We start from the raw sequence: 23,271 nt of genomic DNA, 5'->3' as shown, positions 1-23,271 counted from the left end.
GCGCGTCAACCCAGGGGCTGTTGCAGGTCGCCGTCCAGGTAGTACCAGCGCCCGTCCTCGCGCACGAAGCGGCTGCGCTCGTGCAGGCGCGTGGCGGTGCCAGTGGCCGCACTGCGCTGGCGCGCGACGAACTCGATCTCGGCATGGTCCGCGTCGAGCACCGAGCGCGAGCGGATGTCCAGCCCCAGCCATTTGACGCCCGGCTCGAACTCGATCGAGGCCGGCCGTTTCGACGCGTGCCAGGTAGCGAGCAGGTAGTCGCCGCGCTCCAGCACGAAAGCCGAATAGCGCGAGCGCATCAGCGATTCGGCGTCGGGCGCGGGCGTATCCTGGAAATCGTCGAGGTAGCGGCCGCAGCACAGGGCGTAGCCGATGGGCTTGTCGCGGCGGTCGGTGCGGCCGCAGGGGCAAGGTCCGGTGGTGGGGTCGATGGCGCTCATGGAGACCGCTATTGGAACACCTCGCGGCCCGGGTGCCGACAGGGCAAGCCCCGAAACGGGCCGATCGGGCGCGTTTGCTCCACCGCACGGCGCTCCTGCGGGCATCCACCCTTGGCGCGGCGCTTGCTGGACGCTAGCGTCGCAACGACCCCATCGAGAAAGCCGGCGATGTACCTCACAGGCACTGAACAGCACGCCCTGCGCGGCGTTTTTGCGCTGCTGGCGGAAGACGACCACGGCGAGCAGGAGATCCGCGAGCGCCTGGGCCGGGCCCTGCTCGACCTGCTGCGGGCGGACCAGTTCGCCTCCTTCGTGTGGGATGCCGAGAGCGGCAGCTTCGGTGCGCGCGTGGCGCTGCACATGGACCCCGCCAATCTCGACCGCTATGCGCAGTGGCACCAGCACCACGACCCGATCACCTTCGTGCTGCAGTCGCGCCGCCGCGCCACGCGCGTGACGGAGGTGATGCCGCAGCGCGAACTGATGCGCACCGCGTTCTTCAACGAGTTTCTCGCGCGCGACGGGCTGCACTGGGGCATGAACCTGCACGCCTTCGAGGGCGGGCGCGCGCTGGGCGACCTGCGCATCTGGCGCCGCAAGGGCCGCGGCGATTTTGGCGATCACGAGAAGGCGCTGCTGAACCTCATCGAGCCGGCGTTCGCAGGCGCCCTGCAGCGGGCACAGCGCGCGGCGGCTTCGGCCGCGGCGGTGCCCGCGCCCGCCGCGTGGACCTTGCTGAGCGTGCGCGAGCAGGAGGTGGCCCGCTGCGTGCGCGAAGGGCTCACCGACAAGGAGATCGCGCGTCGCCTCGCAGTGGGCGTGCCCACCGTGCGGACCTACCTGCGGCGCATCTTCGACAAGCTAGGCATCGAGCGCCGTTCGGCGCTGGCAGGTTGGGCAGTGCCGCCCGCGCGCTGACCCGGCGCGCTTACTTTGGCGCCGGCAGGCGGCCCAGCACCTTTTCCGCGGCGAGGCCCACGGCCAGCAGCCTGCGGTCGCTGCCGGCCGGCCCGTCCAGCTCCAGGCCCACGGGCAGGCCGCTGGTAGCGCCAAGGCCGGAGGGCAGCTGCACGCCCGGAATGCCGGCGTTGCTGCCGGGGTCGGTGTTCCGGATCAGCGCGCCGAAATTCTCCGGGCTGCTGGCTTCGGGCGCCGCGGCCAGCGCCACGCCGGGCACCGTCGGGAACACCAGCGCATCGAGCCTGTGCTTCGCGAAGGTGTCGCGGTAGAGCTTGCGCAGCGCGGGGCGAGCGACGCGCATCGCGTGCTCGTAGGCCGGCTTGGCGTCGACCACGCCGTTGGCGGCGGGCAGATTGCGCGGGACAACGAAGGCCTCGAAGGTGCCCTTGACGTCGGGGCTCGCAATGCCGGCCGTGAGCTGCGCGATGTCGATGCCCGTACGGTACTTTGCGAGGTAGGCCACCATGTCGTCGTACGCCTCGTAGAGCGCGAGCGGGAAGCCGACCGCGCCGTTGAGCTCCATCAGCCCGGGCATGTCCACGTCCACCAGCGTGGCGCCGGCCGCGCGCAGTTTCGCGAAAGCGGCGTCGGTGGCGGCGCGCGTGTCGGTGTCGAGGCCGGCCTGGAAGGCGGGCACCACGCCGAGCCGCACGCGCTTCAGATCAGCGGGCTTCAGCGGAGCGCCGCCGGCAATGACACCGTCGAGCAGCGCCACGTCGGCCATCGACTGCGCCATCGGCCCCGCGGTGTCGCGCGTGTGCGAGATCGGCGCTATGCCTTGCTGCGGATAGCGCCCCACCGTGGGGCGCAGCGACGCGCAGCCGTTGAACGCGCACGGAATGCGCACCGACCCGCCCGTGTCGGTACCCAGCGCCGCCGGTGCCATGCGCGCGCCCAGCGCGGCGCCATTTCCCGACGACGAGCCGCCCGCGATGCGGCTCGGGTCGTAGGCATTGCGCACGCCGACCTCGGGGCCGGTCCGGAACGCGGGGTTGTAGCCGGTGACGCCGAAGGCCAGCTCGTGCATGTTCGTCTTGCCGAGCACGACGGCGCCGGCCGCGCGCAGCCTGGCGACCACCGGCGCGTCGGCGGTCGGCACGAAGCCCTTGAGCGCGGGCGTGCCGGCTGTCGCGGGCAGGCCCCGCACCTGGATGTTGTCCTTGATGGCCACCGGCAGCCCGGCCAGCGGCGTGCAGGCGCCGCCGCGCTTGCGCAGTGCATCGGCGGCGCGCGCGGCTGCCAGGGCGCCGGCTTCGTCGAGCGTGATGAAGGCGTTGAGGTTCGCCTTGGCCTTGGCCTGCGCGAGGTAGGCCGCCACCAATTGCTCGCTGGTGACGGTGCCGGCGCACAGTTGCCGAACGGCTTCGGTCGCGGTCAGCGTGGCGATATCGGGAACGGCGGGCTGGGCGTTGGCGCAAGGGCCGAGCGCAGCGGCGAGCGGCAATGCCGCAAGCCATGCGGCGCGGGAGACGGGGGTGGCAGAAGTCATGGCGGGGCACTCCGTGAAAGAGGCCGCCATGGTGCGCCGGCGTGCGGCGCCTGTCTGTCATCCAAACCGATGACAGCCGGGCGGCGTCGCTACTGGAACATCACCCACTCGGGCCGCATGTTGAAGCGAACCGGCAGGATGCTCACGCCGAGCCCGCTGGTCACGTACATGCGCCTGTCCTTGTGCGCAATCCAGCCGTAGGCCCATTCGCGCGGGGCGGCGCCGGGCACGATCAGCGCGCCATAGCCGGGAATGCGCACCTGCCCGCCGTGCGTGTGCGATGCGACCACGAGCCCCTGCGTGCGCGGCATCGTCGCGAAGCTGAAGGGGTCGTGCATCATCACCAGTGTCGCGGCGCCGGGCGGCACACCGGCCAGCGCGCGCATCGGCTCCGAGTGGCCCGTGGAATGGTCGCCGATGCCGACCACCCAGATATCGTGGCCGGGCAAGCGCACCGAGGCGTTCTCCAGCACGCGGATGCCCTGCGCGGTCATGGCCTTGGCAGTGCGCGTTCCGTCATGCCACCAGTCGTGGTTGCCGAGCACCGCGTACACGCCCTGCGGCGCCTTGAGGCGGCCGAGCACGGCGGCCATCTCCTCGATGGACAACTCTTCGTCATCGCCCGAGCCCGCGAGGAAGTCGCCGGGCAGCAGCACCACGTCGGGTTGCGCGGCGTTGATCTCGTCGACGATCCGCGCGGCCCGCTCGACGCTGGTGATGCGCCACGCCGAGCGTGTGCTGAGGTGCCAGTCGCCCGCGACCGCCACCTTCAGGCCCGCGGGTGCGGGCCACTGCGCTGAGCCCAAGGGCTCGACGCGCGCCGCCACCCAGCGCGGCTCGATGACAAAACCCCAGGCCGCCAGCGCCGCGAGCACGAATGCCGCAACCACCCGACCCCAGGGACGCTTGCCGCCTTCGCTCACGCGAGCGCGCGTTGGATCAACAGCTTCTGGATGTCCGAGGTGCCTTCGTAGATCTGGCACACGCGCACGTCGCGGTAGATGCGCTCCAGCGGAAAGTCGTTCACGTAGCCGTAGCCGCCCAGCGTCTGGATGGCGGCGCTGCACACGCGCTCGGCCATCTCGCTCGCGAACAGCTTGGCCATGGCCGCTTCCTTCAGGCACGGCCGACCCGCATCGCGCAGGCTCGCGGCATGCCAGATCAGCTGGCGCGCGGCTTCGATCTGCGTCGCGCATTCGGCCAGGCGAAAGCCCACGGCCTGCTGGTCGAAGATCGAGCCGCCGAAGGCCTGGCGCTCCTTGGCATAGGCCAGCGCCACGTCGAAGGCGCTGCGCGCCATGCCCACGCTCTGCGCGGCGATGCCGATGCGCCCGCCTTCGAGCGCGCCGAGCGCGATCTTGTAGCCCTCGCCCTCGGCGCCGATCAGGTTCTCGCGCGGAATGCGGCAGCCGTCGAAGTTGATCTGCGCGGTGTCGCTGCTGTGCTGGCCCAGCTTGTCTTCCAGCCGCGCGACGTTGTAGCCCGGTGCGTCGGTCGCCACGATGAAAGCGCTCATGCCACGCTTGCCCGCGCCCTTGTCGGTCACCGCGATGACGATGGCGACCTGGCCATTCTTGCCGCTGGTGATGAACTGCTTCACGCCATCGATCACGTACGCGTCGCCGTCCTTGCGCGCCGTGGTGCGCAGGCTCGATGCATCGCTGCCGGCCTGCGGCTCGGTGAGGCAGAAGGCGCCGAGCATCTGCCCTTGCGCGAGCGGTTCGAGCCACTGCTTTTTTTGCTGCGCGTTGCCGTAGCGCATGAGGATGGCGTTGACGGGGCAGTTGGTCACGCTGATCGCGGTGCTGGTGCCGCCGTCGCCGGCTGCGATCTCTTCGAGCACCAGCGCGAGCGTCAGGTAGTCGAGGCCCGCGCCGCCATGCTCCTCGGGCACGCAGATGCCGTAGGCGCCCAGCGCGGCGAGGCCCTGGTGAGCCTCTTTCGGAAAGCTGTGCTCGCGATCCCACTTCGGGGCGTGGGGCCAGAGTTCGGCTTGTGCAAAGTCGCGCACCGCGTCACGGATGGCTTCCTGGTCGGGGCTGAGCAGCATGGCGTTGTCTCCTGTCTTTTTCGATGCGCTGTTACTTGCCGGCGCCCAGATCCATGATCAAACGCGCGGCCATGTACAGGCGGCGCGGAATGGCGCTGATTTCCACGTACTCGGCCTTGTCGCTGTGGTAGCCGAAGCCGGGCAGGCCCAGGCTTTCGATCACGGGCTTGCCCGAGAGCGCGGCATAGGCCGCATCGGTGCCGCCGCCGCTGCGCTCTTCCACGCCGAGGTTGCCGCCGGCTTCCTTGTAGTAGCCCACGGCCTTGTCGACCAGCTTCCTGCCGCCTTCGCCCGCATTGAAGGCCGGGCGGCCGCGCGTGATGAGCACCTTGACGTCGGCATCGGGCAGCTTCTTCTGCTGCGCGCGTTCTTCCAGCGCCTTCATCGCCGCGTCGAAGTCTTCGTTGCGCGCGTAGCGCACGTCGGCGTTCAGCGTGGCGCTGGCGGGGATGATGTTCGAGACGTTGCCGGCCTTGGCGATGGTCCAGTTGAAGCGCAGGTTCTTCGACTTGTCGTCGATGCTCATCGTGCGCAGCACGAGGTCGGAGGCCTCGACCAGCGCGTTCACGCCGAGCTCGGGTGCGGCACCCGCGTGCGAGGCCTTGCCGGTGATGTTGACCTGCACGTAGGCGATGCCCGAGGTGCCGAGCGAGAGCTTCTCGTCGCCGGCGCTGGTGGGTTCGAAGGACAGCACGTAGTCGGCCAGCCTGGCTTCTTCCTGGATCAGGTCGCGCGAGCCGAAGGAGCCCTTCTCTTCGTCGGTGTTGAACAGCACGGTGATGGTGCCGTAGTCCCGCACGCCGTAGTCCTTCAGCAGCTTGAGCGTGTGCAGGATGACGGCGTTGCCGCCCTTGTCGTCGGCGATGCCGGGGCCGTAGGCCTTGTCGCCTTCGATCTTGAACGGCGCCTTCGCGAGCGTGCCCTTCAGGTACACGGTGTCCATGTGCGACATCAGCAGCAGGTTCTTGCCGCCGCGGCCCTTGATCTTGCCGACGATGTTGTCGCCCACCACGAGGCCAGCCGACTTGCTGCGCGTGACGGTGAAGCCCAGGGTCTTGAGTTCGCCCTCGAGGTAGTTGCCGGCGGCGGCGATGCCTTCGGCGTCACCGGTGCCGGTCTCGATGTTGACGAGCTTCTCCAGCGTCCTGATCACCGCGGGCTGCTCGTCGGTGGCGGCCTGGAACAGTACGTTGTCGCGCTTCTGCGCCCAGGCGGCACTCGCCACGAAAGCGGTGGCCAGCACGGCGGCAATGGCAGTACGGTGGATGGATGGGCGCATGAAATCTCCTGCTCTACGCATTGTTTGAAGTATCCGAACGAGAAAGCCGGCAAGCGCCCGTCCCCCGGGCGCTTGCCGGCCGTTGCTCTTATAGCAACTCGAGTGCCACGGCGGTGCCTTCGCCGCCACCGATGCACAGCGTGGCCACGCCGCGCTTCTTGCCGCGCGCCTTCAGCGCGTGGATCAGCGTGACCATGATGCGCGCGCCGCTCGCGCCGATCGGATGGCCCAGCGCGCAGGCGCCGCCGTTCACGTTGACGATGTCGTGCGAGACGTCGAGCTCGTGCATCAGCGCCATCGGCACCACGGCAAAGGCTTCGTTCACTTCCCAGAGGTCCACGTCCTTCGCGGTCCAGCCGGTCTTCTTGAAGAGCTTGGCGACCGCGCCGACGGGTGCGGTCGAGAACCACTCGGGCTGCTGCGCATGCGTGGCGTGGCCGACGATGCGCGCGAGCGGCTTCGCGCCGATTTTCTTCGCATGCGATTCGGTCATCATCACCAATGCGGCGGCGCCATCGTTGATCGACGAACTCGATGCGGCGGTGATGGTGCCGTTCTCCTTCTTGAACGCGGGCTTGAGCGTGGGGATCTTGTCGAGCTTGACCTTGCCCGGACCTTCGTCGATGGAGATCACGGTGTCGCCGCCGCGGCCCTTCACGGTGACCGGCGTGATCTCTTCCTTGAACGCGCCGGATTCAGTGGCAGCCTTGGCGCGTTGCACGCTCGCGATGGCGAACGCATCCTGCTGCTCGCGCGTGAACTTGTACTTGGCCGCGCAGTCTTCACCGAAGGTGCCCATGGAGCGGCCGGGCTGGTAGGCGTCTTCCAGGCCGTCGAGCATCATGTGGTCGAAGATGCGGTCGTGGCCCATGCGGTAGCCGCCGCGGCCCTTGAGCATGAGGTAGGGCGCGTTGGTCATGCTTTCCATGCCGCCCGCGACGATCACCTCGTGCGTACCGGCCAGCAGCAGGTCGTGCGCGAGCATCGCGGCCTTCATGGCCGAGCCGCACATCTTGCTGAGCGTGACGGCGCCGGCGCTGTCGGGCAGGCCGCCCTTGTAGGCCGCCTGGCGCGCCGGCGCCTGGCCCTGGCCGGCCATCAGGCAGTTGCCGAACAGCACTTCGCCCACGCTGTCCGGGGCAATGCCGGCGCGCTCGACGGCGGCCTTGATGGCGGCGCCGCCGAGGTCGTGCGCGGCAAGGGAAGAGAAGTCGCCCTGGAAGCTGCCCATGGGGGTGCGGGCGGCGCCGACGATGACGATGGATTCGGACATTTCAGGTCTCCTTGGAAGTGAGGGAAAAATTCGGACTGTCGGTATCTCAAAAATGCGTCGCGTGCCCCTCGTGCTGGAAGCGCTGCGACTCTTCGTACGGAAACACGTCGAGCATCTGCCCGGCCTGGATGCGTTCCTTGTGGTGCTGCCAGAAGGCGGCGTCGAGCAGGTCGGCGTGGTGCGCCATGAACGCGGCGCGCACGTCGTCGTTGCCGAGCAGAAAGGGCTCGAAGGTTTCGGGGAACACGTCCTTCGGGCCCACCGAGTACCAGACCTCGCCGCTCATCTCGTCCTCTTCGTTGCGCGGTGTGGGCACCTTGCGGAACTTGCAGTCGGTGATGTATTCGATCTCGTCGTAGTCGTAGAACACGACCTTGCCGCCGCGCGTGATGCCGAAGTTCTTCCACAGCATGTCGCCCGGGAAGATGTTGGCGGCGACCATGTCCTTGATGGCGTTGCCGTATTCGACCACCGCGTGCTCCAGCTGGTCTTTCGCGCGCTTGGCATGCGCGGGGCTCTCGGGCTGGGCCAGCGTGTCGAAGGCTTCCTGCAGGTAGATGTTCAGCGGGATCATGCGCCGCTCGATGTAGACGTGCTTGAGCACGACTTCCATTTCCCCGTTGCCGTCGCGGTCGCCGAGCTCAAGCTGGCTGGGCGCGAACTTCCGGATCTCCTCGATCAGCTCGGGCTCGAAGCGGTCGAGCGGAAAACCCACGTCGCTGTACTCCAGCGTGTCGGCCATGCGGCCCACGCGGTCGTGCTGCTTCACGAGCAGGTACTTGCCCTTGATCTGCTCGCGCGTGGTGTCCTTCTGCGGCGGATAGAAGTCCTTGATGACCTTGAACACGAACGGGAACGACGGCAGGTCGAACACCAGCATGACCATGCCCTTGATGCCGGGCGCGATGCGGAAGCGGTCGCTCGAATAGTTCAGGTGCGAGAGGAAGTCGCGGTAGAACAGCGTCTTGCCCTGCTTGGCGAGGCCCAGTGCGTTGTAGATTTCGGCGCGCGGCTTGCGCGGCATGAGCGAGCGCAAGAACTGCACCCAGGCCGAGGGCACTTCCATGTCGACCATGAAGTAAGCGCGCGCAAAGCTGAACAGCATCTGCAGGTCGTCCTCGCCGAACAGCGCTGCGTCGATGTAGAACTTGCCGTGGCTGTCGTGCAGGATCGGCAGCGAGAACGCAATCTCGGTGAAGCCGTTCATGATCTTTCCGACCACGTACGCGCCCTTGTTGCGAAAGAACAGGCCCGACAGCACCTGCAGCTGGAAGTTGGCGCGCAGCTTGACCTGGTGGAAGCGGTTGAGGATGACGTGCGCCACGCGCTGCGCATCGCGCCGCTTGTCGGCATAGCTGCCGAGCAGCGCGAAGTCGTCGAGCATCTGCTCGATGGTGTCGGCCAGCGTGTCGGGCTTGGGGTAGTACGGGCGGTAGGTGGGGGCGCCGCGCGGCTCGATGTACTCGGTGCTGATGGCCGGGCGCACGAAGATGAAGTCGTTCTGGAAGTACGCGCGGTGCAGGATCTTCGTGGTCACCGAGTTGAAGAAGGTCTCGGCCAGCTCGGGCTGGTGGTGGTCCACCAGCAGGCCGATGTAGTGCAGCTTGACCTGGTGCCAAACGTCCATGGGTTGTTCGCCGGCCTTGAACTCCTTTTCGAGCCGGGCCACGGCTTCGCTCACGCGCAGGTCGTAGAACTCGATGCGCTCGCGCTGCGCGCGCTGCTGGCCGTGCCAGTCGGCGGTTTCGAAACGGTGCTTGGCGCGCGCCGATTCGGCGCGGAACAACCGGTAGTGCCGGTTGAAGCCGTCCATCATCGCCTTCGCGATGTCATAGGCCAGCGGCGAATCGAGGCGCTGCGGAAACATGGCGACGCGAGCCGATGGAGGACGGCCGTTCAGGCCGCGGCAGGGTCGGCCGTGCCGTTGGCCTCGGGCTGCGGCGTCATGGCCTGCGCCTCCTGCACCGCCTGGTTCACCTGCGTGCCTTGCACCGTCAGCGACTGGATCACTTCGCCGGGCTTGCTCCACTTGTAGCGGATGCGCTGCACCGCGGCCTTGTAGACCGCATCGAGCGGCTTGGCCCCGTCGACGCTCAGGCCGAGGTCCTGCAGCAGGCCGTCGTGCACGCCGAAGGTCCAGCCGTGGATGCGGACCTTCTGGCCGCGCGCCCAGGCATCGACCATGACTGTGCTGACGGCCACGTTGACCACCTGCTCGGCCACGTTCAGTTCGCACAGCGCATCGACGCGTGCATCTTCGGGCAGGCTCTCGAGCATCACGGCGTGGCGGTCGCGCACGTCCTGGATATGGCGGATCCAGTTGTCGGCCAGGCCGATGCGCGCACCGCTGAGTGCGGCTTTCACGCCGGCGCAGCCGTAGTGGCCCACGACCATGATGTGCTCGACCTTCAGGTGCTCGACCGCGAACTGGATCGCCGAGAGCGCGTTGAGGTCGGAATGCACCACGATGTTGGCGACGTTGCGGTGCACGAACACCTCGCCCGGCTCCAGGCCGGTGATCTGGTTGGCGGGCACGCGGCTGTCGGAACAGCCGATCCACATGTAGCGCGGCGTCTGCTGCTTGACCAGGCTGGTGAAGAAACCGGGCCGGTCGCGCTCCATCTGCGCGGACCATGCACGGTTGTGGGCAAAGAGGTCGTCGAGGTTATCGGTGTTGTCGGACATAGTCGGCTATTGTTGTCGATGAGTCGTGTTTCAGGCCTTGGCTTCCGCGGGCTTGGCTGTCTTGTTCGCCTTTTGTGCCTTGGCCAGGGTGGCCCGTCCCTTTTTCTCGTGTTCCCGCACTTCGGCGAGGTTGGCCTGCAATTCGGTCAACTGCGCTTCGAGCTGGGCCCGGTGGGTGCCCAGCACGCCGAGGAATTTTTCCAGCTGCGGTACGGTGTCGCGCGGGCTGTCGTACATGTCGAGAATGTCCTTCGCCTCCGTCAGGCTCAGGCCGAGGCGCTTGGCGCGCAGCGTGAGCGTGAGCCGCGCGCGGTCGCGCGCGCTGTACACGCGCTGCAGGCCGGCGCGCTCGGGCGTGAGCAGGCCCATGTCCTCGTAGAAGCGGATGGCCCGCGTCGTGAGGTCGAACTCCTTCGCGAGCTGGCTGATGGTGAAGGTTTGCGCAGGCATGGCGGCGGTGGTGGCGAAAGGTCGTTACGGGGGCGACAGCAGGTTTGCGCGGCGATCCCTACAATGGTGCCATCAACCCATGACGTTTACGTAAACGTCAATCTTACATGAACCTCCTCGAACGCGAACTCCACTACCCCCTCGGCGACACGCTCCCCGAGCCCGGCGAAGCCCTGGAAGTGGCGCCCGGCGTGCGCTGGATCCGCATGCGGCTGCCCTTTGCGCTCGACCACATCAACCTCTGGCTGCTGCGCGACACCCTCGATGGCGTCGAAGGCTGGACGGTGGTCGACTGCTGCATTGCGCACGACGAAGCGCGCGCGCAGTGGAAGCAGATTTTCGAGACGCAGCTGCAGGGCATGCCGATCCTGCGCGTCATCGTCACCCACATGCACCCCGACCACATCGGCTTGGCCGAGTGGCTCTGCTCGCGCTGGAACGCGCCGCTGTGGATCAGCTCGACCGACTACCACGTGGCCCGCGTGCTCAGCACCAACGGCGACACCCTGGCGGGCGGCGATGCGGCCGCGGCCTTCTTCGGCTCGCACGGGCTGACCGACGCCGAGTCGCTCGCCAAGATCCGCGCACGCACCGGCTACTACGCGAACATGGTGCCCTCGGTGCCCGACCGCTTCGTGCGCATGCTCGACGGCGACGACGTCATGATCGGCGGCCACGCCTGGCGTTGCATCAGCGGCTACGGCCATGCGCCCGAGCACATCGCGATGTATTGCGACGAACTCAAGCTGCTGCTGGGCGGCGACATGATGCTGCCGCGCATCTCCACCAACGTGAGCGTGCACGCGGGCGAGCCCGAGGCGAACTCGCTGCGCCTGTTTCTCGACAGCATCGACAAGTTCAAGGCGCTGCCGGCCGACACGCTGGGCCTGCCCTCGCACGGCAAGCCGTTCCGCGGCATCCACCGCCGCGTCGACCAGCTGCAGGAGCACCACCGCGACCGGCTGGCCGAATTGCTCGAAGCCTGCACGGCGCGCGCCCTGACCGCGGCCGAAGGCCTGCCGATCCTGTTCAAGCGCGAGCTCGACCTGCACCAGATGACCTTCGCCATGGGCGAAACGGTGGCGCACCTGCACCTGCTGTGGTTCGCCGGCCAGGTGAAGCGCGAACTCGGCAAAGACGGCATCTACCGCTTCGGGCCCAAGGCCGCGACGGCTTAGACTCGCCGGATGGACACGCTGGCTCAGCTGCGCGCGGGCCGGCTGGCAGGCGCAAGAAGAATCGATCTCTCGTGCGGACTCATCGAGTTCCCGCGAGAGGTCTTCGAACTCGCCGATTCGCTCGAGGTACTGAACCTGTCGGGCAATGCGCTCGACACGCTGCCCGACGACCTCCACCGCCTGCACAGGCTGCGCGTGCTGTTCTGCTCGGACAACCGGTTCACCACGCTGCCCGAAGCCATCGGCCAGTGCCGCAGCCTCGACATCGTCGGCTTCAAGGCCAACCGGATCCGCACCGTGCCGGCGGCCTCGCTGCCGCCCTCGCTGCGGTGGCTGATCCTCACGGACAACCAGATCGAAGAACTGCCCGACTCGCTCGGCAATTGCACGCGGATGCAGAAGCTGATGCTCGCGGGCAACCGCCTGCGCGCGCTGCCGCCGTCGATGGCCGGCCTCGGGCATCTCGAACTGCTGCGCATCTCGGCCAACCGCTTCGAGACGCTGCCCGCATGGCTGCCTTCGTTGCCGCGCCTGTCGTGGCTCGCCTGCGCGGGCAACCCTTTCGATACACAGGCCGAGGACGCGGCGATCACCGCGCAGTCGGTCCCGCACATCGACTGGCGCGAACTGGCGCTGGGCAGGAAGCTCGGCGAAGGCGCATCGGGCGTGATCCACCAGGCGACGCTCGGCGCCGCATCGCAGCCGGTGGCGGTCAAGCTCTTCAAAGGCACGGTCACCAGCGACGGCTGGCCGCACAGCGAGATGGCGGCTTGCATCGCCGCTGGTGCGCACCCCACGCTGATCGCCGCGCAGAGCCGCATCGACGGCCATCCCGAAGGCGTCGAAGGCTTGGTGATGGCGCTGGTCGATCGGTCGTTCGCCACGCTCGCGGGGCCGCCGAGCCTTGCGTCGTGCACGCGCGACGTCTATGCAGAAGAAGCGCGGTGGACGTCCGATGTGGCGCTGCGCATTGCCCGCGACATCGCCTCGGCCATGCAGCACCTGCATGCGCAAGGAATTCTTCATGGCGACCTCTACGCACACAACATCCTCTGGCATCCGGAAGACGGCGGCCGACTCGGCGACTTCGGCGCGGCGTGGATGACGGGCGCACTCGATGCGGCGCAGACGCGTGCGTTCCAAGGCCTGGAGATGCGCGCCTTCGGCTGCCTGCTGGAAGAGCTGCTCGAACGCTGCACCGACGCACCACCGCAGGCCGTGGGCGCGTTGAAGGACCGCTGCCTGCAGCCCGACGCGGCGTCGCGGCCTTCGTTTGCCGAAGCCCTGTCCGTGCTGTGGCGAGCACTGCCGCAATGACCCGGCGCCGACCGCCCCAATTGCCGCTGCCCACGCGCGACGGCGTCGGACCGAGCTGTGTGGGCCTCGTCCACGGCCCCTGGCCAACCATTGCCGAATTCCTGATCGAGCGCTTTCCCGCGATCACGCGCGAGGCCTGGCTCGAACGCATCGAGGCGAACGACGTCATCGACGAGCACGGCGTGTCCGTGACGGTGGCGCGCCGTTATCAATCGCCGCTGCGCGTGTACTACTACCGCACGCTCGACAACGAAGCGCGCATCCCGTTCGAAGAGCAGGTCGTGTTCCGGGACGACGAACTGCTGGTGGTCGACAAGCCCCCCTTCGTGCCCGTCACGCCCACCGGCAAGTACCTGCAGGAGAGCCTGCTGGTGCGGCTCAAGCGCAAGCTGGCGCTCGACGACCTCGTGCCGCTGCACCGCATCGACCGCAGCACCTCGGGGCTGGTGCTGTTCTCGGTGCGGCCCGCCACGCGCGGCGCCTACCAGCAGATGTTTCCGGAGCGCCGCATCGCCAAGCACTACGAGGCCGTGGTGCCATGGCGCGAAGGCGTGTCGTCGGTGCCCGCCACCTACCGCAGCCGGCTGGCCGACGACGACCACTTCATGCGCGTGCGCGAAGAGCCCGGCGAGCCCAACTCCGAAACCCGCATCGAGGTGCAGGAGGTACGCGACGGCCATGCGCTGCTGAAGCTCTCGCCGGTCACGGGCCGCAAGCACCAGTTGCGCGTGCACTGCATGGCACTGGGCATGCCGATCGTGAACGATCCGATCTATCCCGTGCTGCTGCCCGAAGGCGCGGACGACTTCGGCAAGCCCTTGCAGCTGCTGGCCAGGTCGGTCGCGTTCCTCGACCCGGTGACCGGCGACCTGCGCAGCTTCACGAGCCCCCGGAGCCTGTCGCTGACACTGAGGTGACGCTCGCGCAGGGCGGCGCGCACTAAGCTCGTTTCCTGGACCCGATCGCTCATTCATTCAGGAGACACCCGCACCATGGACACCACCCAACTCTTCTCGCTGAAGGGCCGCACGGCGCTGATCACCGGCGGCTCGCGCGGCATCGGCCGCATGATCGCCGAGGGCTACCTGGCCCAGGGCGCGCGCGTGTACATCTCGGCGCGCAAGGCCGCGGCCTGCGACCAGACGGCGAAGGAGCTGTCGGCTTTCGGGCATTGCGTGTCGCTGCCGGCGGACGTGTCGACGCTCGAGGGCGCGCAGGCCCTGGTCGATGCCTATGCGAAGCACGAAGGCTCGCTGGACATCCTGGTGAACAACGCCGGGGCCGCCTGGGGCGCGCCGTATGAAGAGTTTCCCGAGAGCGGCTGGGACAAGGTGGTGGACCTCAACCTGAAGACACCGTTCTTCCTGACGAAGGCGTTGACGCCGATGCTGAAGAAGGCCGCCACGGATCACCTGGCGAAGGTGATCAACATTGCGTCGATCGACGGGATTTCTGTGAATCCGCAGGAGACGTACTCGTATGCGGCGAGCAAGGCCGGGCTGATCCAGCTGACGCGCCGCATGGCGTTGCGGCTGGCGCAGGACCGCATCGCGGTGAGTGCGATTGCACCCGGCGCATTCGCCTCTGACATGAACAAGGACGCTCGCGACCACGGGGACGAGGTCAAAGGCCGCATCCCTGCGGGGCGCATCGGCACGCCGGAAGACATGGCGGGCGCGGCCATCTACCTTGCCTCTCGGGCTGGGGACTATGTGATGGGGTCGACGTTGGTGGTGGATGGGGGCGTTACGCACGCGCGCTGATTTTTTGTGTTCCGGGGCCGGGTCTCGGCCCCGGAACACAAAACTCACCCCCACCGAGGCACAGCCTCATCCTTCAATTGCCGGCGCAGCAGGTCGTAGTCCGGCACCACGCTCTCGACCGTTTCCCAGAAGCGGTGCGAATGGTCCATCACCCGCAGATGCGCCAGTTCGTGCGCAACGACGTAGTCGATCACGGGCATGCGGAAATGAATGAGCCGCCAGTTGAGCCGGATCGACCCGTCCGCGCTTGCGCTGCCCCAGCGCGTGGCCGCGTTCGACAGCGACAGCTTCTGCCAGCGCACGCCAAGCAGTGGCGCGAAATGATCGAGCCGCTCGATGAACAGGCGCCGCGCCTGCCGCATGAGCCAGGCCTGTGCCGCATCGCGGATCTGCGAAGGCGCCGCGTTCTGCGCCACCGCCAGCCGCAGGATGCGCGGCCCCGTGCCGTCACCGGCATCGAGCGTGCCGCCGACGCTGGCGAAGCCGTGCTTCGGGTCGAGCTGGATCACCACCGCCTCGCCGAGGAACGGAAACTCAGCGCCGTCCCGCCATTCGATGCGCGTGGCCTCGACGCGCGCATGGCGCTGCTGCGTTTCAGCGAGCTTGCGAAGGATCCAGTCGGACTTCTCGCGGATGGCCACATCGACATCGCGCAGCGCCACCCAGCGTGGCGCGCGCACCGAGAGGCCTTCGGCACCGACGAGAAAGCCGATGGTCTTGCGCTTGCCGCGCTTGAATTCATAGGCCACGCGTGCGGAGCCGAGCACCACCTCGCGGGTGGCTTGAGGATGCGCGAAGTTCGCGAGCGCCAGCGTCTCGGCAAGCGGAACCGCCGGCGGCGCGGGCACGGCGTGTTCATCGTCCAGCGCCGAAGGCGCCACGGCAGGAGGAGCAAGAAGAGTCGCCGGCGGTGCCGCAGGCTTTGGCTTCTTCGCCCTGCGCGGCCGCGCCGGGGCGGGTGCCGGCGACGCGAACTCGCTGCCCAGCCCCTCGAACAGGTCCATCGTGAACTGAAGCAGTCCTCCCATGCCGGGCTCTCTGTTCCTCAGCTCACCGCTTCTTGCGCAGACTGCGGGCTGCCGGCATAGGCCTCGGGATCGAGGCGGCGCATCTCGGCCTCTATCCAGGCCTCGACCTCGCGCATCAGCTCGTCGGGCTTGCGGCCCACGCTCGGAATGGCCGGGCCAATGGACACATCGACCACGCCCGGGCGCTTGATGAAGGCCTTGCGCGGCCACACCTTGGCCGAAGTGACCGCGACGGGAATCACCGGTACGCCGGTCTCGCAGGCGAGTCGCGTGCCGCCGCTCTTGTAGGTGCCCTTCTGTCCGCGCGGGATGCGTGTGCCCTCGGGGAACATGATGATCCAGATGCCCTGCGCGAGCAGCTTGCGGCCCTGGTTCACCACCTTGTTGAAGGCCTGCGCGCGCTGGCTGCGGTCGATGTGGATCATGTCCAGCCGCGCCATCGCCCAGCCGAAGAAGGGGACGTAGATCAGCTCCTTCTTGAACACGTAGGCCAGCGGGTGCGGCATCAGCGTGGGCATCAGGAAGGTCTCGAGCGTGGACTGGTGCTTCACCAGCAGCACCGCGCCCGCGAGCTTGTCGGTCGGCAGGTTTTCCATGCCGCTCACGCGGGTCTTGATGCCCAGCAGCACGCGCGCGCCGCCGATGGCCCAGCCGAGCCAGCGTTGCGCCATCCAATAGAGCGGAATGCCGCGCTTCCAGAGCGAACTGACGCACATGATGATGCCCCAGGGGATCACGGTGACCAGCATCCACAGCGCGTGGAGAACGGAACGAAAGAACGCCATCAGACAGCCACCTGCAGTACAGCCCGCGCTTCGCGCGCAAGCAAGAAATCGACAAAGGCGGCGAGATCGTCGTGGACCAACGTGTTCGCCGGGTATTCGGAAGGCAGCGGATCGACGCCGCGGCAGGCCGCCCCCATGCCCGTGAGCAGCAGGTGCGGCTCGCAACCGGCGGCCGCGCCCGCCTGCAGGTCGCGCAGGCTGTCGCCGCAGGTCGGAATGCCCTTGAGGTCGATGCCGTAGCGGTCGCCGATCTGCAGGAACAGGCCCGGCTTGGGCTTGCGGCAGTCGCAGTCCTCGTCGGGACTGTGCGGGCAATAGAACACCGCGTCGACCTTGCCGCCCACCGCCGCGAGCATCTTGTGCATCTTGGCGTGCATCGCATTGAGCGAGGCCATGTCGAACAGGCCGCGGCCCAGGCCCGACTGGTTGGAAGCCACCACCACGTGCCAACCGGCGTGATTGAGCCGCGCCACGGCCTCGAGCGCACCAGGCAGCGGCGTCCACTCGATGTCGCTCTTCACGAAGTCTTCGCGGTGCACGTTGATCGTGCCGTTGCGGTCGAGGATGACGAGTTTCATGGCAGTGCCGCTCCTTTGGGAGACGTCGTGGATCTGGTCAGACAGCCAGCCGTTCGAGCTGCGCCACGCGGTTCATCGCGGCGTGCAGCGACATCAAGAGCCCCAGCCGGTTGAGCCGCAGGTCGGCCTGCTCGGCGTTGACCATCACGCCGTCGAAGAAGGCGTCGACCGGCTCGCGCAGCGCGGCCAGTGTTTGCAGCGAGGCGGTGTAGTCGCCGGCATCGAACTGCGCGTTGGCGGCGGGCACGACCTGCGCCATGGCCGCGTGCAGCGCCTTCTCGGCCGGCTCCTGCAGCAGCAGTTCGCTGACGTGCGCATCGGCCTCGGGCGCCTTCTTGAGGATGTTGCCGATGCGCTTGTTCGCGGCGGCCAGCGCGGCGGCGGCGGGCAATGCGGCAAAGGCGCGCACCGCAGCCAGCAGCTTGGGTACCGCGCCCAGGCGCTGCGGACGCGGGGCCAGCACGGCGTCGACCTCTTGCGCGCTGGCGCCCTGCTCGCGCAGGCTGCCGGCGAGGCGCTCGAGGATGAAGTCCTGCAGTTCGACCGTGGCCTTGCCGCCGTCGAAACCGTCAATGGCCTTGAACTGCGCGGCGGCGTCCTGCAGCAGGGCGTCGAGCCCCAGCGCGAGGTCTTTCTCGATCAGCATGCGCAGCACCCCCAGCGCATGGCGGCGCAACGCGAACGGGTCGCGGTCGCCGGTGGGCAGGTTGCCGATGCCGAACATGCCGACCAGCGTCTCGAGCTTGTCGGCCAGCGCGACCACGAGGCCCACGCTGTTGCGCGGCAATTCATCACCGGCGAAGCGCGGCTTGTAGTGGTCTTCGATGGCGTCGGCCACCGAGGCATCGAGGCCGTCGTGCAGCGCGTAGTAGCGGCCCATGGTGCCCTGCAGCTCGGGGAACTCGCCGACCATGTCGGTCACGAGATCGGCCTTGGCGAGTTGAGCGGCCTGCGTGGCGTGCGCGGCCAGCGATGCATCGCCGAGCTTCTCTGCAATGCCGCGCGCGATGTGCATCACGCGCTGCACGCGCTCGCCCTGCGTGCCAAGCTTGTTGTGATAGACCACCTTGCCCAGCGATTCGACGCGCGAGGCCAGCGACTTCTTGCGGTCCTGGTCGAAGAAGAACTTGGCGTCGGCCAGGCGCGGGCGCACGACGCGCTCGTTGCCTTCGACGACTGCGCTCGCATCGTCGGGGCTGATGTTGCTGACCACCAGGAACTTGTTGGTGAGCTTGCTCGACGCGTCGAGCAGCGGAAAGTATTTCTGGTTGGCCTTCATCGTGAGGATCAGGCATTCCTGCGGCACTTCGAGGAACTCGCGCTCGAAGCTGCAGACCAGCACGTTGGGGCGTTCGACCAATGCGGTCACTTCGTCGAGCAGCGCGTCGTCGTGGATCGGCACCGAGCCGCCCCCGACCTTCACCGCCGCTGCGGCGAGCTGGCGCGCGATTTCGGCGCGGCGCGCCTCGAAACTCGCGATGACGGCGCCTTCGTCCTGCATCTGCAGCGCATAGCTGTTGGCATCACGCAGCACGACCGGATCGACCGCCGCCTCGAAGCGATGCCCGTGCGTCTCGCGGCCGGCCTTCAGGCCCAGCGCCTCGATGGGCACCACGGTGTCGCCGTGCAGCGCGACGAGGCCGTGCGCGGGGCGCACGAAGCTCACGCTGGTCCAGCCCGGCAGCTCGCTGCCCTCTTCCAGCTGGTAGCTCATGACCTTCGGGATCGGCAGCTTGGCAATCGCTTCGGCAAAGGCCTTCTGCAGGCCCTCGGCCAGCGTGGCGCCCTTGGCGGTGCTTTCGTAGAACAGGGCTTCGGCCTTGCCATCCATCGCACGCTTCAGGCCGGGCACGGCCGACGCATCAGCGCCGAGCGCGCCCAGGCGCTTGAGCAGCGCGGGCGTGGGTTGGCCGGAGGCGTCGAGGCCGACGGCCACAGGCATGAGCTTTTGCGACACGGCCTTGTCGGCGGCGCGCTCGGCAACGTGCGTGAGGTGCGCAGCCAGGCGGCGCGGCGAGGCATAGGCGGTGAGCACGGCGCCGGATGCGGCGAGCCCTTGCGCCACGAGCTGGTCGCGCAGCACGCCGGCAAAGGCATCACCGAGCTTCTTCAGCGCCTTGGGCGGCAATTCCTCGACAAACAGTTCGACAAGAAGGCTGGCAGACGACATGGCTCAGAGCGTTGTTGGAAATGGGCCGCGAGCGGCACCGGTCACGGGCACGCAGCGAAGCGGCACCGTGGAGGGGAAAGAAGAAAAGACCGAATTCATGCGGCAGCGGCGCCGTGGCGCCGCTCCACGGAACGACGCGCAACCAGCGCGAGCACCGCGGCCGCCAGCAGCGGCGCCCACACGGTGGCCATCTCGTTGAACAGCACCTGCGCGCCGCGAGGCGAGAAGAACTTCTTCAAGGCGATCGGCGACACCTCGATGGGCCGCCACGGGCTGAAATAGCGCACGTCGCTGAACGGCCAGAAGAAGGCGATGCCGATGCCGCCGTTGGTGAGCATGTCCAGCAGCGGATGCGACATGGTGCACAGCGCAATCCACGCCCAGCCCGCCGCCCGGCGCATGCCCCAGCGCGGCGCGAGCCACCAGCCCGCGAGGCCTAGCAGCAGCGCGAACACCAGCGTGTGCGTAAAGCCGCGGTGGCCCGCCATGCCGCCGTAGGCGATGCCGAGCTTGAACGCCAGGCCGTCGAAGTCCGGCGCGATGGACGCGAGCATGCCCGCGAGCAGCGCCGACACCGGCACGCGCCGGGTGCCCAGCGCAATGGCTGCACAGACGGGAACGGCAACGTGGGTGAAGACGGTGGGCATCGGGCGTACTGTGGTGTATCAGGCCGCTTTCTTCGGTGGCATCTGCGCGACCCATTCGCGCGGCGCCATCGGGAAACCAAGGCGCTCGCGGCTGTCGTAGTAGCTCTGCGCCACGCTGCGCGCGAGGTTGCGGATGCGGCCGATGTAGGCGGCACGCTCCGTCACGCTGATCGCGCCGCGCGCGTCCAGCAGGTTGAAGCTGTGCGCGGCCTTCAGCACCTGTTCGTAGGCCGGCAGCGCGAGCTGCTCGGTCATGAGGTTCTTGGCCTGCTTCTCGTGCGCGTTGAAGGCGGTGAACAAAAACTCGGCGTCGCTGTGCTCGAAGTTGTAGGTCGACTGCTCGACCTCGTTCTGGTGGTAAACGTCACCATAGGTTACGCCCGGCGCCCACTCCAGTTCGTAGATGCTTTCTTTCTGCTGCAGGTACATCGCCAGGCGCTCCAGGCCGTAGGTGATTTCGCCCGTGATGGGCTTGCAGTCGATGCCGCCGACCTGCTGGAAGTAGGTGAATTGCGTCACCTCCATGCCGTTGAGCCACACCTCCCAGCCCAGGCCCCAGGCACCGAGCGTGGGGTTCTCCCAGTCGTCTTCCACGAAACGGATGTCGTTCTTCTTCAGGTCGAAGCCCAGCGCTTCGAGGCTGCCGAGATAGAGCTCGAGGATGTTGCTGGGCGCCGGCTTGAGCACCACCTGGTACTGGTAGTAGTGCTGCAAGCGGTTGGGGTTCTCGCCGTAGCGGCCGTCCTTGGGGCGGCGGCTGGGCTGCACGTACGCGGCCTTCCAGGGCTCGGGGCCGAGCGCGCGCAGGAAGGTGGCGGTGTGCGAGGTGCCCGCGCCCACTTCCATGTCGTACGGTTGCAGCAGCGCGCAGCCCTTGTCGGCCCAGTACGACTGCAGTTTGAGAATGATTTGTTGGAAGGTCAGCATGGCTCTGCGTGAAGGCGGCCGCCCGGCGGGAGAAGGACCCGCGGCGCAACGAACCGGCTATTTTACGAGGCAGTGGGCGGTCAGGAACGGCCCGCTATGCTCGACCTCCCCTTTGAAACCCCTGCCGACACGCCGTGACTCGCCTGCGCCTGCCATCCGCCCGCCCTGCCCATGTCCGTTGAAGATGCCGCATTGATCGCCCTGGGAGAGCGCCTCGGCGCCCAGGCCTGGCCCGGATTCCTGGTTCTTCTGATGGTGCTGACCGTGGCCGCCGGGCTCGCGGCGTGGGGCTTCGAGCACCTGCGGCGCAGGCATGCGGCACAGCCCGAACCGGGCACGGGCCTGCTGTTCGGCGGGCTGGCCATCGGCGCGGCGTCGGTGGTCGCGCTGGCCTGGGTGTTCGCCGAAGTGGCGGAAGGCCTCGGCGATGGCCGGCCGATGGGCCTGCTGGACGAGACGATCAGCCGCGCCGTGGGCACGCACACACCGGCGGGCGTGCGGGAGATGTTCTCGTGGCTCACCCACGTGGGCGACCCGATCGTCGCGGTGCTGCTGTGCGCCGTCGTGGCGGCGGCGCTGTGGCTGCGCGGGCATCGCGGGTTCGCGATCGGCTGGGTCGCGGCCGTCGCGGGCAACGCAGGGCTGAATCACACGCTCAAGCTCATCTTCGAGCGGACACGGCCGGTGCACGACTTCGGCGTCGCGCAGGTATCGGGCTATTCCTTTCCGAGCGGCCACAGCTCGGGCTCGATGGTGCTCTACGGCATGCTGGGCTACCTGGGGCTGCGCATGCTGCCACCGCGCTGGCGGATGCCTTCGGTGATGGCGGCGACGGCGGTGGTCATCACCGTGGCCTGCAGCCGCATCTTCGTGCGGGCGCACTTCCCGAGCGACGTGCTCGCGGGGCTGTGCTCGGGCGGCGCGTGGCTGGCGATCTGCATCGCCAGCATCGAGTACGCGCGGCACCATCGCGGCAAGCAAGAGCGGAACTAGCGGAGGCGGCCGCCGCCGGGCCGCCCCAAGGCGAGCCGCGCCTCCCCCTCGGGGGGGTGGCGAATTACACGCCGCGAAGCGGCGTGAAAAGCCGGGGGCTCAATATTCCCAGAAGATCCGCTGCAGTTCCTTGGTGTTGTTCGTCTTGGTGAGCGCGACCATCGCCAGGATGCGCGCCTTCTGCGGACGCAGATCATGTGCCACCACCCAGTCGTACTTGTCGTCGGGCTGCTCGGCATTGCGAATCACGAAGCCATCGGGCACGCGGGCGCTGCGGATCACGATCACGCCGTCGGCGCGCGCCTTCTGCAGGTTCGGCACGATGCGGTCAGCCACCGAGCCATTGCCCGTACCGCCGTGGATCAGCGCCTTGGCACCGCTCTTGGCGATCGCGTCGATGGCCACCGACGACACGCCTTCATAGCCCATTGCGATCTCGACCGGTGGCAGCGCGGTGATGCTGTCGATGTCGAACTCCGAGTTCATGGTGTGGCGCTTGACCGGTGCGCGGAACCAGTAGTTCCGGCCCTCGACGATCATGCCCAGCGGCCCCCACTGGCTGGAGAAGGCGTTGGTCTTGATGTTGACGTTCTTGCTCACGTCGCGGCCGCTGTCGATGTTGTCGTTCATCGTCACCAGCACCCCCTTGCCCATCGCGTCCTTGCTGCCCGCCACGTTCACCGCGTTGTACAGGTTGAGCGCGCCGTCGGCCGACAGCGCCGTGCCCGGACGCATCGAGCCGACCACGATGATCGGCTTGTTGGTGTGTACCGTCAGCGTCAGGAAGTAGGCGGTTTCTTCCAGCGTGTCGGTGCCGTGCGTGATGACGATGCCGTCGACGTCGGCTTGCTTCGACAGCGCCGACACGCGCTTGGCCAGCGTCAGCAGGTTGTCGTTGGTGAGGCTTTCCGATGCGACCTGGAACACCTGTTCGCCGCGTACGTTGGCCACCTTGGAGAGCTCCGGCAGGCCGGCGATCAGCTTCTCGACGCCGACCTTGGCGGCCGCGTACGTGGCGCTGTTGACGGCCGAGGCGCCGGCTCCGGCGATGGTGCCGCCGGTGGCGAGGATCACCACGTTGGGCAGTGCCTGCTGTGCCTGCGCGAGCGCGCTGGCCGCCAGCATTGCGGCGCCGGCCGCGAAGGCCCGGAAACGGGGAGAAAGGTACATGGAGAACTCCTGTGTTGAGGTGGAATTTTTCGAGGCGGCGAGGAAGATACATGAACCGTGCCCGCATGCCCTGCGCGTTCATGCCGGCA

22 protein-coding genes are annotated in these 23,271 nt (G+C 67.9%); 6 read left to right on the top strand and 16 right to left on the bottom strand.

Features of this window, described 5'->3' with window-relative positions; all coding sequences use genetic code 11:
- Positions 1-5 precede the first annotated feature (5 nt).
- Positions 6-440 (bottom strand): YchJ family protein, encoded by a 435-nt coding sequence (locus ASC92_RS13345; RefSeq protein ID WP_056515914.1) that lies wholly within the window; start codon positions 438-440, stop codon positions 6-8.
- A gap of 168 nt (positions 441-608) precedes the next feature.
- Here ASC92_RS13345 and ASC92_RS13340 point away from each other — a divergent pair, with 168 nt between their 5' ends.
- Positions 609-1,358, top strand: a complete 750-nt coding sequence (locus ASC92_RS13340; protein WP_056515911.1) for a helix-turn-helix transcriptional regulator — start codon at positions 609-611, stop codon at positions 1,356-1,358.
- A 10-nt stretch (positions 1,359-1,368) separates the two neighbouring features.
- On the opposite strand, the gene iaaH is transcribed toward ASC92_RS13340, so the two are convergent.
- The 8 genes from iaaH to ASC92_RS13300 form a co-directional block, all read right to left on the bottom strand.
- The gene (iaaH, locus tag ASC92_RS13335; protein WP_200935979.1) at positions 1,369-2,889 is read right to left on the bottom strand and encodes an indoleacetamide hydrolase; all 1,521 of its coding nucleotides are present in this window, start codon (positions 2,887-2,889) and stop codon (positions 1,369-1,371) included.
- 89 nt (positions 2,890-2,978) lie between these two features.
- Positions 2,979-3,812, bottom strand: coding sequence for a metallophosphoesterase (locus ASC92_RS13330; protein WP_056515909.1), 834 nt, complete (start codon positions 3,810-3,812; stop codon positions 2,979-2,981).
- A complete protein-coding gene (locus ASC92_RS13325) occupies positions 3,809-4,939 on the bottom strand; it encodes an acyl-CoA dehydrogenase family protein (RefSeq protein ID WP_056515906.1) in 1,131 nt (376 codons plus the stop codon). The genes ASC92_RS13330 and ASC92_RS13325 overlap by 4 nt, the downstream gene beginning before the upstream one ends.
- Positions 4,940-4,970: 31 nt before the next feature.
- Entirely contained in the window at positions 4,971-6,218 is a 1,248-nt protein-coding gene (locus ASC92_RS13320; protein WP_056515902.1) for a glutamate carboxypeptidase, read from the bottom strand.
- Positions 6,219-6,306: 88 nt separating this feature from the next.
- Positions 6,307-7,491, bottom strand: coding sequence for an acetyl-CoA C-acyltransferase (locus ASC92_RS13315; RefSeq protein ID WP_056515898.1), 1,185 nt, complete (start codon positions 7,489-7,491; stop codon positions 6,307-6,309).
- Positions 7,492-7,537: 46 nt separating this feature from the next.
- On the bottom strand, positions 7,538-9,358 hold the full coding sequence (gene aceK, locus ASC92_RS13310) for a bifunctional isocitrate dehydrogenase kinase/phosphatase (RefSeq protein ID WP_056515896.1): 1,821 nt from the start codon (positions 9,356-9,358) through the stop codon (positions 7,538-7,540).
- A 29-nt stretch (positions 9,359-9,387) separates the two neighbouring features.
- Positions 9,388-10,176 (bottom strand): carbonate dehydratase, encoded by a 789-nt coding sequence (gene can, locus ASC92_RS13305; protein WP_056515893.1) that lies wholly within the window; start codon positions 10,174-10,176, stop codon positions 9,388-9,390.
- Positions 10,177-10,206: 30 nt separating this feature from the next.
- Positions 10,207-10,626: a MerR family transcriptional regulator gene (locus ASC92_RS13300; protein WP_056515890.1), complete on the bottom strand. Its 420-nt coding sequence runs from the start codon at positions 10,624-10,626 to the stop codon at positions 10,207-10,209.
- Between the two features lie 107 nt (positions 10,627-10,733).
- On the opposite strand from ASC92_RS13300, the gene ASC92_RS13295 reads away from it, so the two are divergent.
- The 4 genes from ASC92_RS13295 to ASC92_RS13280 all read left to right on the top strand — a co-directional run bounded on the left by ASC92_RS13295 (position 10,734) and on the right by ASC92_RS13280 (position 14,884).
- Positions 10,734-11,804 carry an MBL fold metallo-hydrolase gene (locus ASC92_RS13295; RefSeq protein ID WP_056515888.1) on the top strand — a complete coding sequence of 357 codons (1,071 nt, stop codon included), beginning with the start codon at positions 10,734-10,736 and terminating at the stop codon, positions 11,802-11,804.
- Positions 11,805-11,813: 9 nt separating this feature from the next.
- On the top strand, positions 11,814-13,121 hold the full coding sequence (locus tag ASC92_RS13290; RefSeq protein ID WP_056515885.1) for a leucine-rich repeat-containing protein kinase family protein: 1,308 nt from the start codon (positions 11,814-11,816) through the stop codon (positions 13,119-13,121).
- The gene (locus ASC92_RS13285; RefSeq protein ID WP_056515881.1) at positions 13,118-14,038 is read left to right on the top strand and encodes a pseudouridine synthase; all 921 of its coding nucleotides are present in this window, start codon (positions 13,118-13,120) and stop codon (positions 14,036-14,038) included. The genes ASC92_RS13290 and ASC92_RS13285 overlap by 4 nt, the downstream gene beginning before the upstream one ends.
- Positions 14,039-14,113: 75 nt before the next feature.
- Positions 14,114-14,884, top strand: a complete 771-nt coding sequence (locus ASC92_RS13280; protein ID WP_056515878.1) for an SDR family oxidoreductase — start codon at positions 14,114-14,116, stop codon at positions 14,882-14,884.
- Between the two features lie 44 nt (positions 14,885-14,928).
- Here the strand turns inward: ASC92_RS13280 and ASC92_RS13275 are convergent, their stop codons facing one another.
- From ASC92_RS13275 to glyQ, 6 genes are all read right to left on the bottom strand, one after another.
- The gene (locus tag ASC92_RS13275) at positions 14,929-15,912 is read right to left on the bottom strand and encodes a M48 family metallopeptidase (RefSeq protein WP_235505810.1); all 984 of its coding nucleotides are present in this window, start codon (positions 15,910-15,912) and stop codon (positions 14,929-14,931) included.
- Positions 15,913-15,929: 17 nt separating this feature from the next.
- A complete protein-coding gene (locus ASC92_RS13270) occupies positions 15,930-16,697 on the bottom strand; it encodes a lysophospholipid acyltransferase family protein (protein WP_056515876.1) in 768 nt (255 codons plus the stop codon).
- Positions 16,697-17,275: a D-glycero-beta-D-manno-heptose 1,7-bisphosphate 7-phosphatase gene (gmhB, locus tag ASC92_RS13265; protein ID WP_056515872.1), complete on the bottom strand. Its 579-nt coding sequence runs from the start codon at positions 17,273-17,275 to the stop codon at positions 16,697-16,699. The genes ASC92_RS13270 and gmhB overlap by 1 nt, the downstream gene beginning before the upstream one ends.
- A 37-nt stretch (positions 17,276-17,312) precedes the next feature.
- The gene (gene glyS, locus ASC92_RS13260) at positions 17,313-19,445 is read right to left on the bottom strand and encodes a glycine--tRNA ligase subunit beta (protein WP_056515869.1); all 2,133 of its coding nucleotides are present in this window, start codon (positions 19,443-19,445) and stop codon (positions 17,313-17,315) included.
- A 95-nt stretch (positions 19,446-19,540) separates the two neighbouring features.
- Positions 19,541-20,092, bottom strand: a complete 552-nt coding sequence (locus tag ASC92_RS13255) for a metal-dependent hydrolase (RefSeq protein WP_056515867.1) — start codon at positions 20,090-20,092, stop codon at positions 19,541-19,543.
- An 18-nt stretch (positions 20,093-20,110) separates the two neighbouring features.
- Complete coding sequence (glyQ, locus tag ASC92_RS13250) at positions 20,111-21,019, bottom strand: glycine--tRNA ligase subunit alpha (protein WP_056515864.1); 909 nt, start codon at positions 21,017-21,019, stop codon at positions 20,111-20,113.
- A gap of 171 nt (positions 21,020-21,190) precedes the next feature.
- Between glyQ and ASC92_RS13245 the strand changes: the two genes are divergently transcribed.
- Positions 21,191-22,012, top strand: coding sequence for a phosphatase PAP2 family protein (locus tag ASC92_RS13245; protein ID WP_082519586.1), 822 nt, complete (start codon positions 21,191-21,193; stop codon positions 22,010-22,012).
- A 99-nt stretch (positions 22,013-22,111) separates the two neighbouring features.
- On the opposite strand, the gene ASC92_RS13240 is transcribed toward ASC92_RS13245, so the two are convergent.
- Positions 22,112-23,182, bottom strand: coding sequence for an asparaginase (locus tag ASC92_RS13240; RefSeq protein ID WP_056515860.1), 1,071 nt, complete (start codon positions 23,180-23,182; stop codon positions 22,112-22,114).
- Between the last annotated feature and the right edge of the window lie 89 nt (positions 23,183-23,271).

The sequence above is a fragment of the Variovorax sp. Root411 genome, from assembly GCF_001425205.1.
GTDB lineage: Bacteria > Pseudomonadota > Gammaproteobacteria > Burkholderiales > Burkholderiaceae_C > Variovorax.
This window is presented reverse-complemented; position numbering and strand designations above follow the sequence as displayed.

Excerpts from the sequence above, each read along its gene's own strand:
- ASC92_RS13275 (WP_235505810.1), bottom strand. The coding sequence starts at position 15,912 with ATGGGAGGACTGCTTCAGTTCACGATGGACCTGTTCGAGGGGCTGGGC.
- ASC92_RS13245 (WP_082519586.1), top strand. The coding sequence starts at position 21,191 with ATGTCCGTTGAAGATGCCGCATTGATCGCCCTGGGAGAGCGCCTCGGC.
- gmhB (WP_056515872.1), bottom strand. The coding sequence starts at position 17,275 with ATGAAACTCGTCATCCTCGACCGCAACGGCACGATCAACGTGCACCGC.
- ASC92_RS13290 (WP_056515885.1), top strand. The coding sequence starts at position 11,814 with ATGGACACGCTGGCTCAGCTGCGCGCGGGCCGGCTGGCAGGCGCAAGA.
- glyQ (WP_056515864.1), bottom strand. The coding sequence starts at position 21,019 with ATGCTGACCTTCCAACAAATCATTCTCAAACTGCAGTCGTACTGGGCC.
- ASC92_RS13300 (WP_056515890.1), bottom strand. The coding sequence starts at position 10,626 with ATGCCTGCGCAAACCTTCACCATCAGCCAGCTCGCGAAGGAGTTCGAC.
- ASC92_RS13280 (WP_056515878.1), top strand. The coding sequence starts at position 14,114 with ATGGACACCACCCAACTCTTCTCGCTGAAGGGCCGCACGGCGCTGATC.
- ASC92_RS13340 (WP_056515911.1), top strand. The coding sequence starts at position 609 with ATGTACCTCACAGGCACTGAACAGCACGCCCTGCGCGGCGTTTTTGCG.
- glyS (WP_056515869.1), bottom strand. The coding sequence starts at position 19,445 with ATGTCGTCTGCCAGCCTTCTTGTCGAACTGTTTGTCGAGGAATTGCCG.
- ASC92_RS13295 (WP_056515888.1), top strand. The coding sequence starts at position 10,734 with ATGAACCTCCTCGAACGCGAACTCCACTACCCCCTCGGCGACACGCTC.
- ASC92_RS13320 (WP_056515902.1), bottom strand. The coding sequence starts at position 6,218 with ATGCGCCCATCCATCCACCGTACTGCCATTGCCGCCGTGCTGGCCACC.
- ASC92_RS13240 (WP_056515860.1), bottom strand. The coding sequence starts at position 23,182 with ATGTACCTTTCTCCCCGTTTCCGGGCCTTCGCGGCCGGCGCCGCAATG.
- ASC92_RS13325 (WP_056515906.1), bottom strand. The coding sequence starts at position 4,939 with ATGCTGCTCAGCCCCGACCAGGAAGCCATCCGTGACGCGGTGCGCGAC.
- ASC92_RS13285 (WP_056515881.1), top strand. The coding sequence starts at position 13,118 with ATGACCCGGCGCCGACCGCCCCAATTGCCGCTGCCCACGCGCGACGGC.
- aceK (WP_056515896.1), bottom strand. The coding sequence starts at position 9,358 with ATGTTTCCGCAGCGCCTCGATTCGCCGCTGGCCTATGACATCGCGAAG.
- ASC92_RS13345 (WP_056515914.1), bottom strand. The coding sequence starts at position 440 with ATGAGCGCCATCGACCCCACCACCGGACCTTGCCCCTGCGGCCGCACC.
- ASC92_RS13255 (WP_056515867.1), bottom strand. The coding sequence starts at position 20,092 with ATGCCCACCGTCTTCACCCACGTTGCCGTTCCCGTCTGTGCAGCCATT.
- can (WP_056515893.1), bottom strand. The coding sequence starts at position 10,176 with ATGTCCGACAACACCGATAACCTCGACGACCTCTTTGCCCACAACCGT.
- ASC92_RS13315 (WP_056515898.1), bottom strand. The coding sequence starts at position 7,491 with ATGTCCGAATCCATCGTCATCGTCGGCGCCGCCCGCACCCCCATGGGC.
- ASC92_RS13270 (WP_056515876.1), bottom strand. The coding sequence starts at position 16,697 with ATGGCGTTCTTTCGTTCCGTTCTCCACGCGCTGTGGATGCTGGTCACC.
- iaaH (WP_200935979.1), bottom strand. The coding sequence starts at position 2,889 with ATGACTTCTGCCACCCCCGTCTCCCGCGCCGCATGGCTTGCGGCATTG.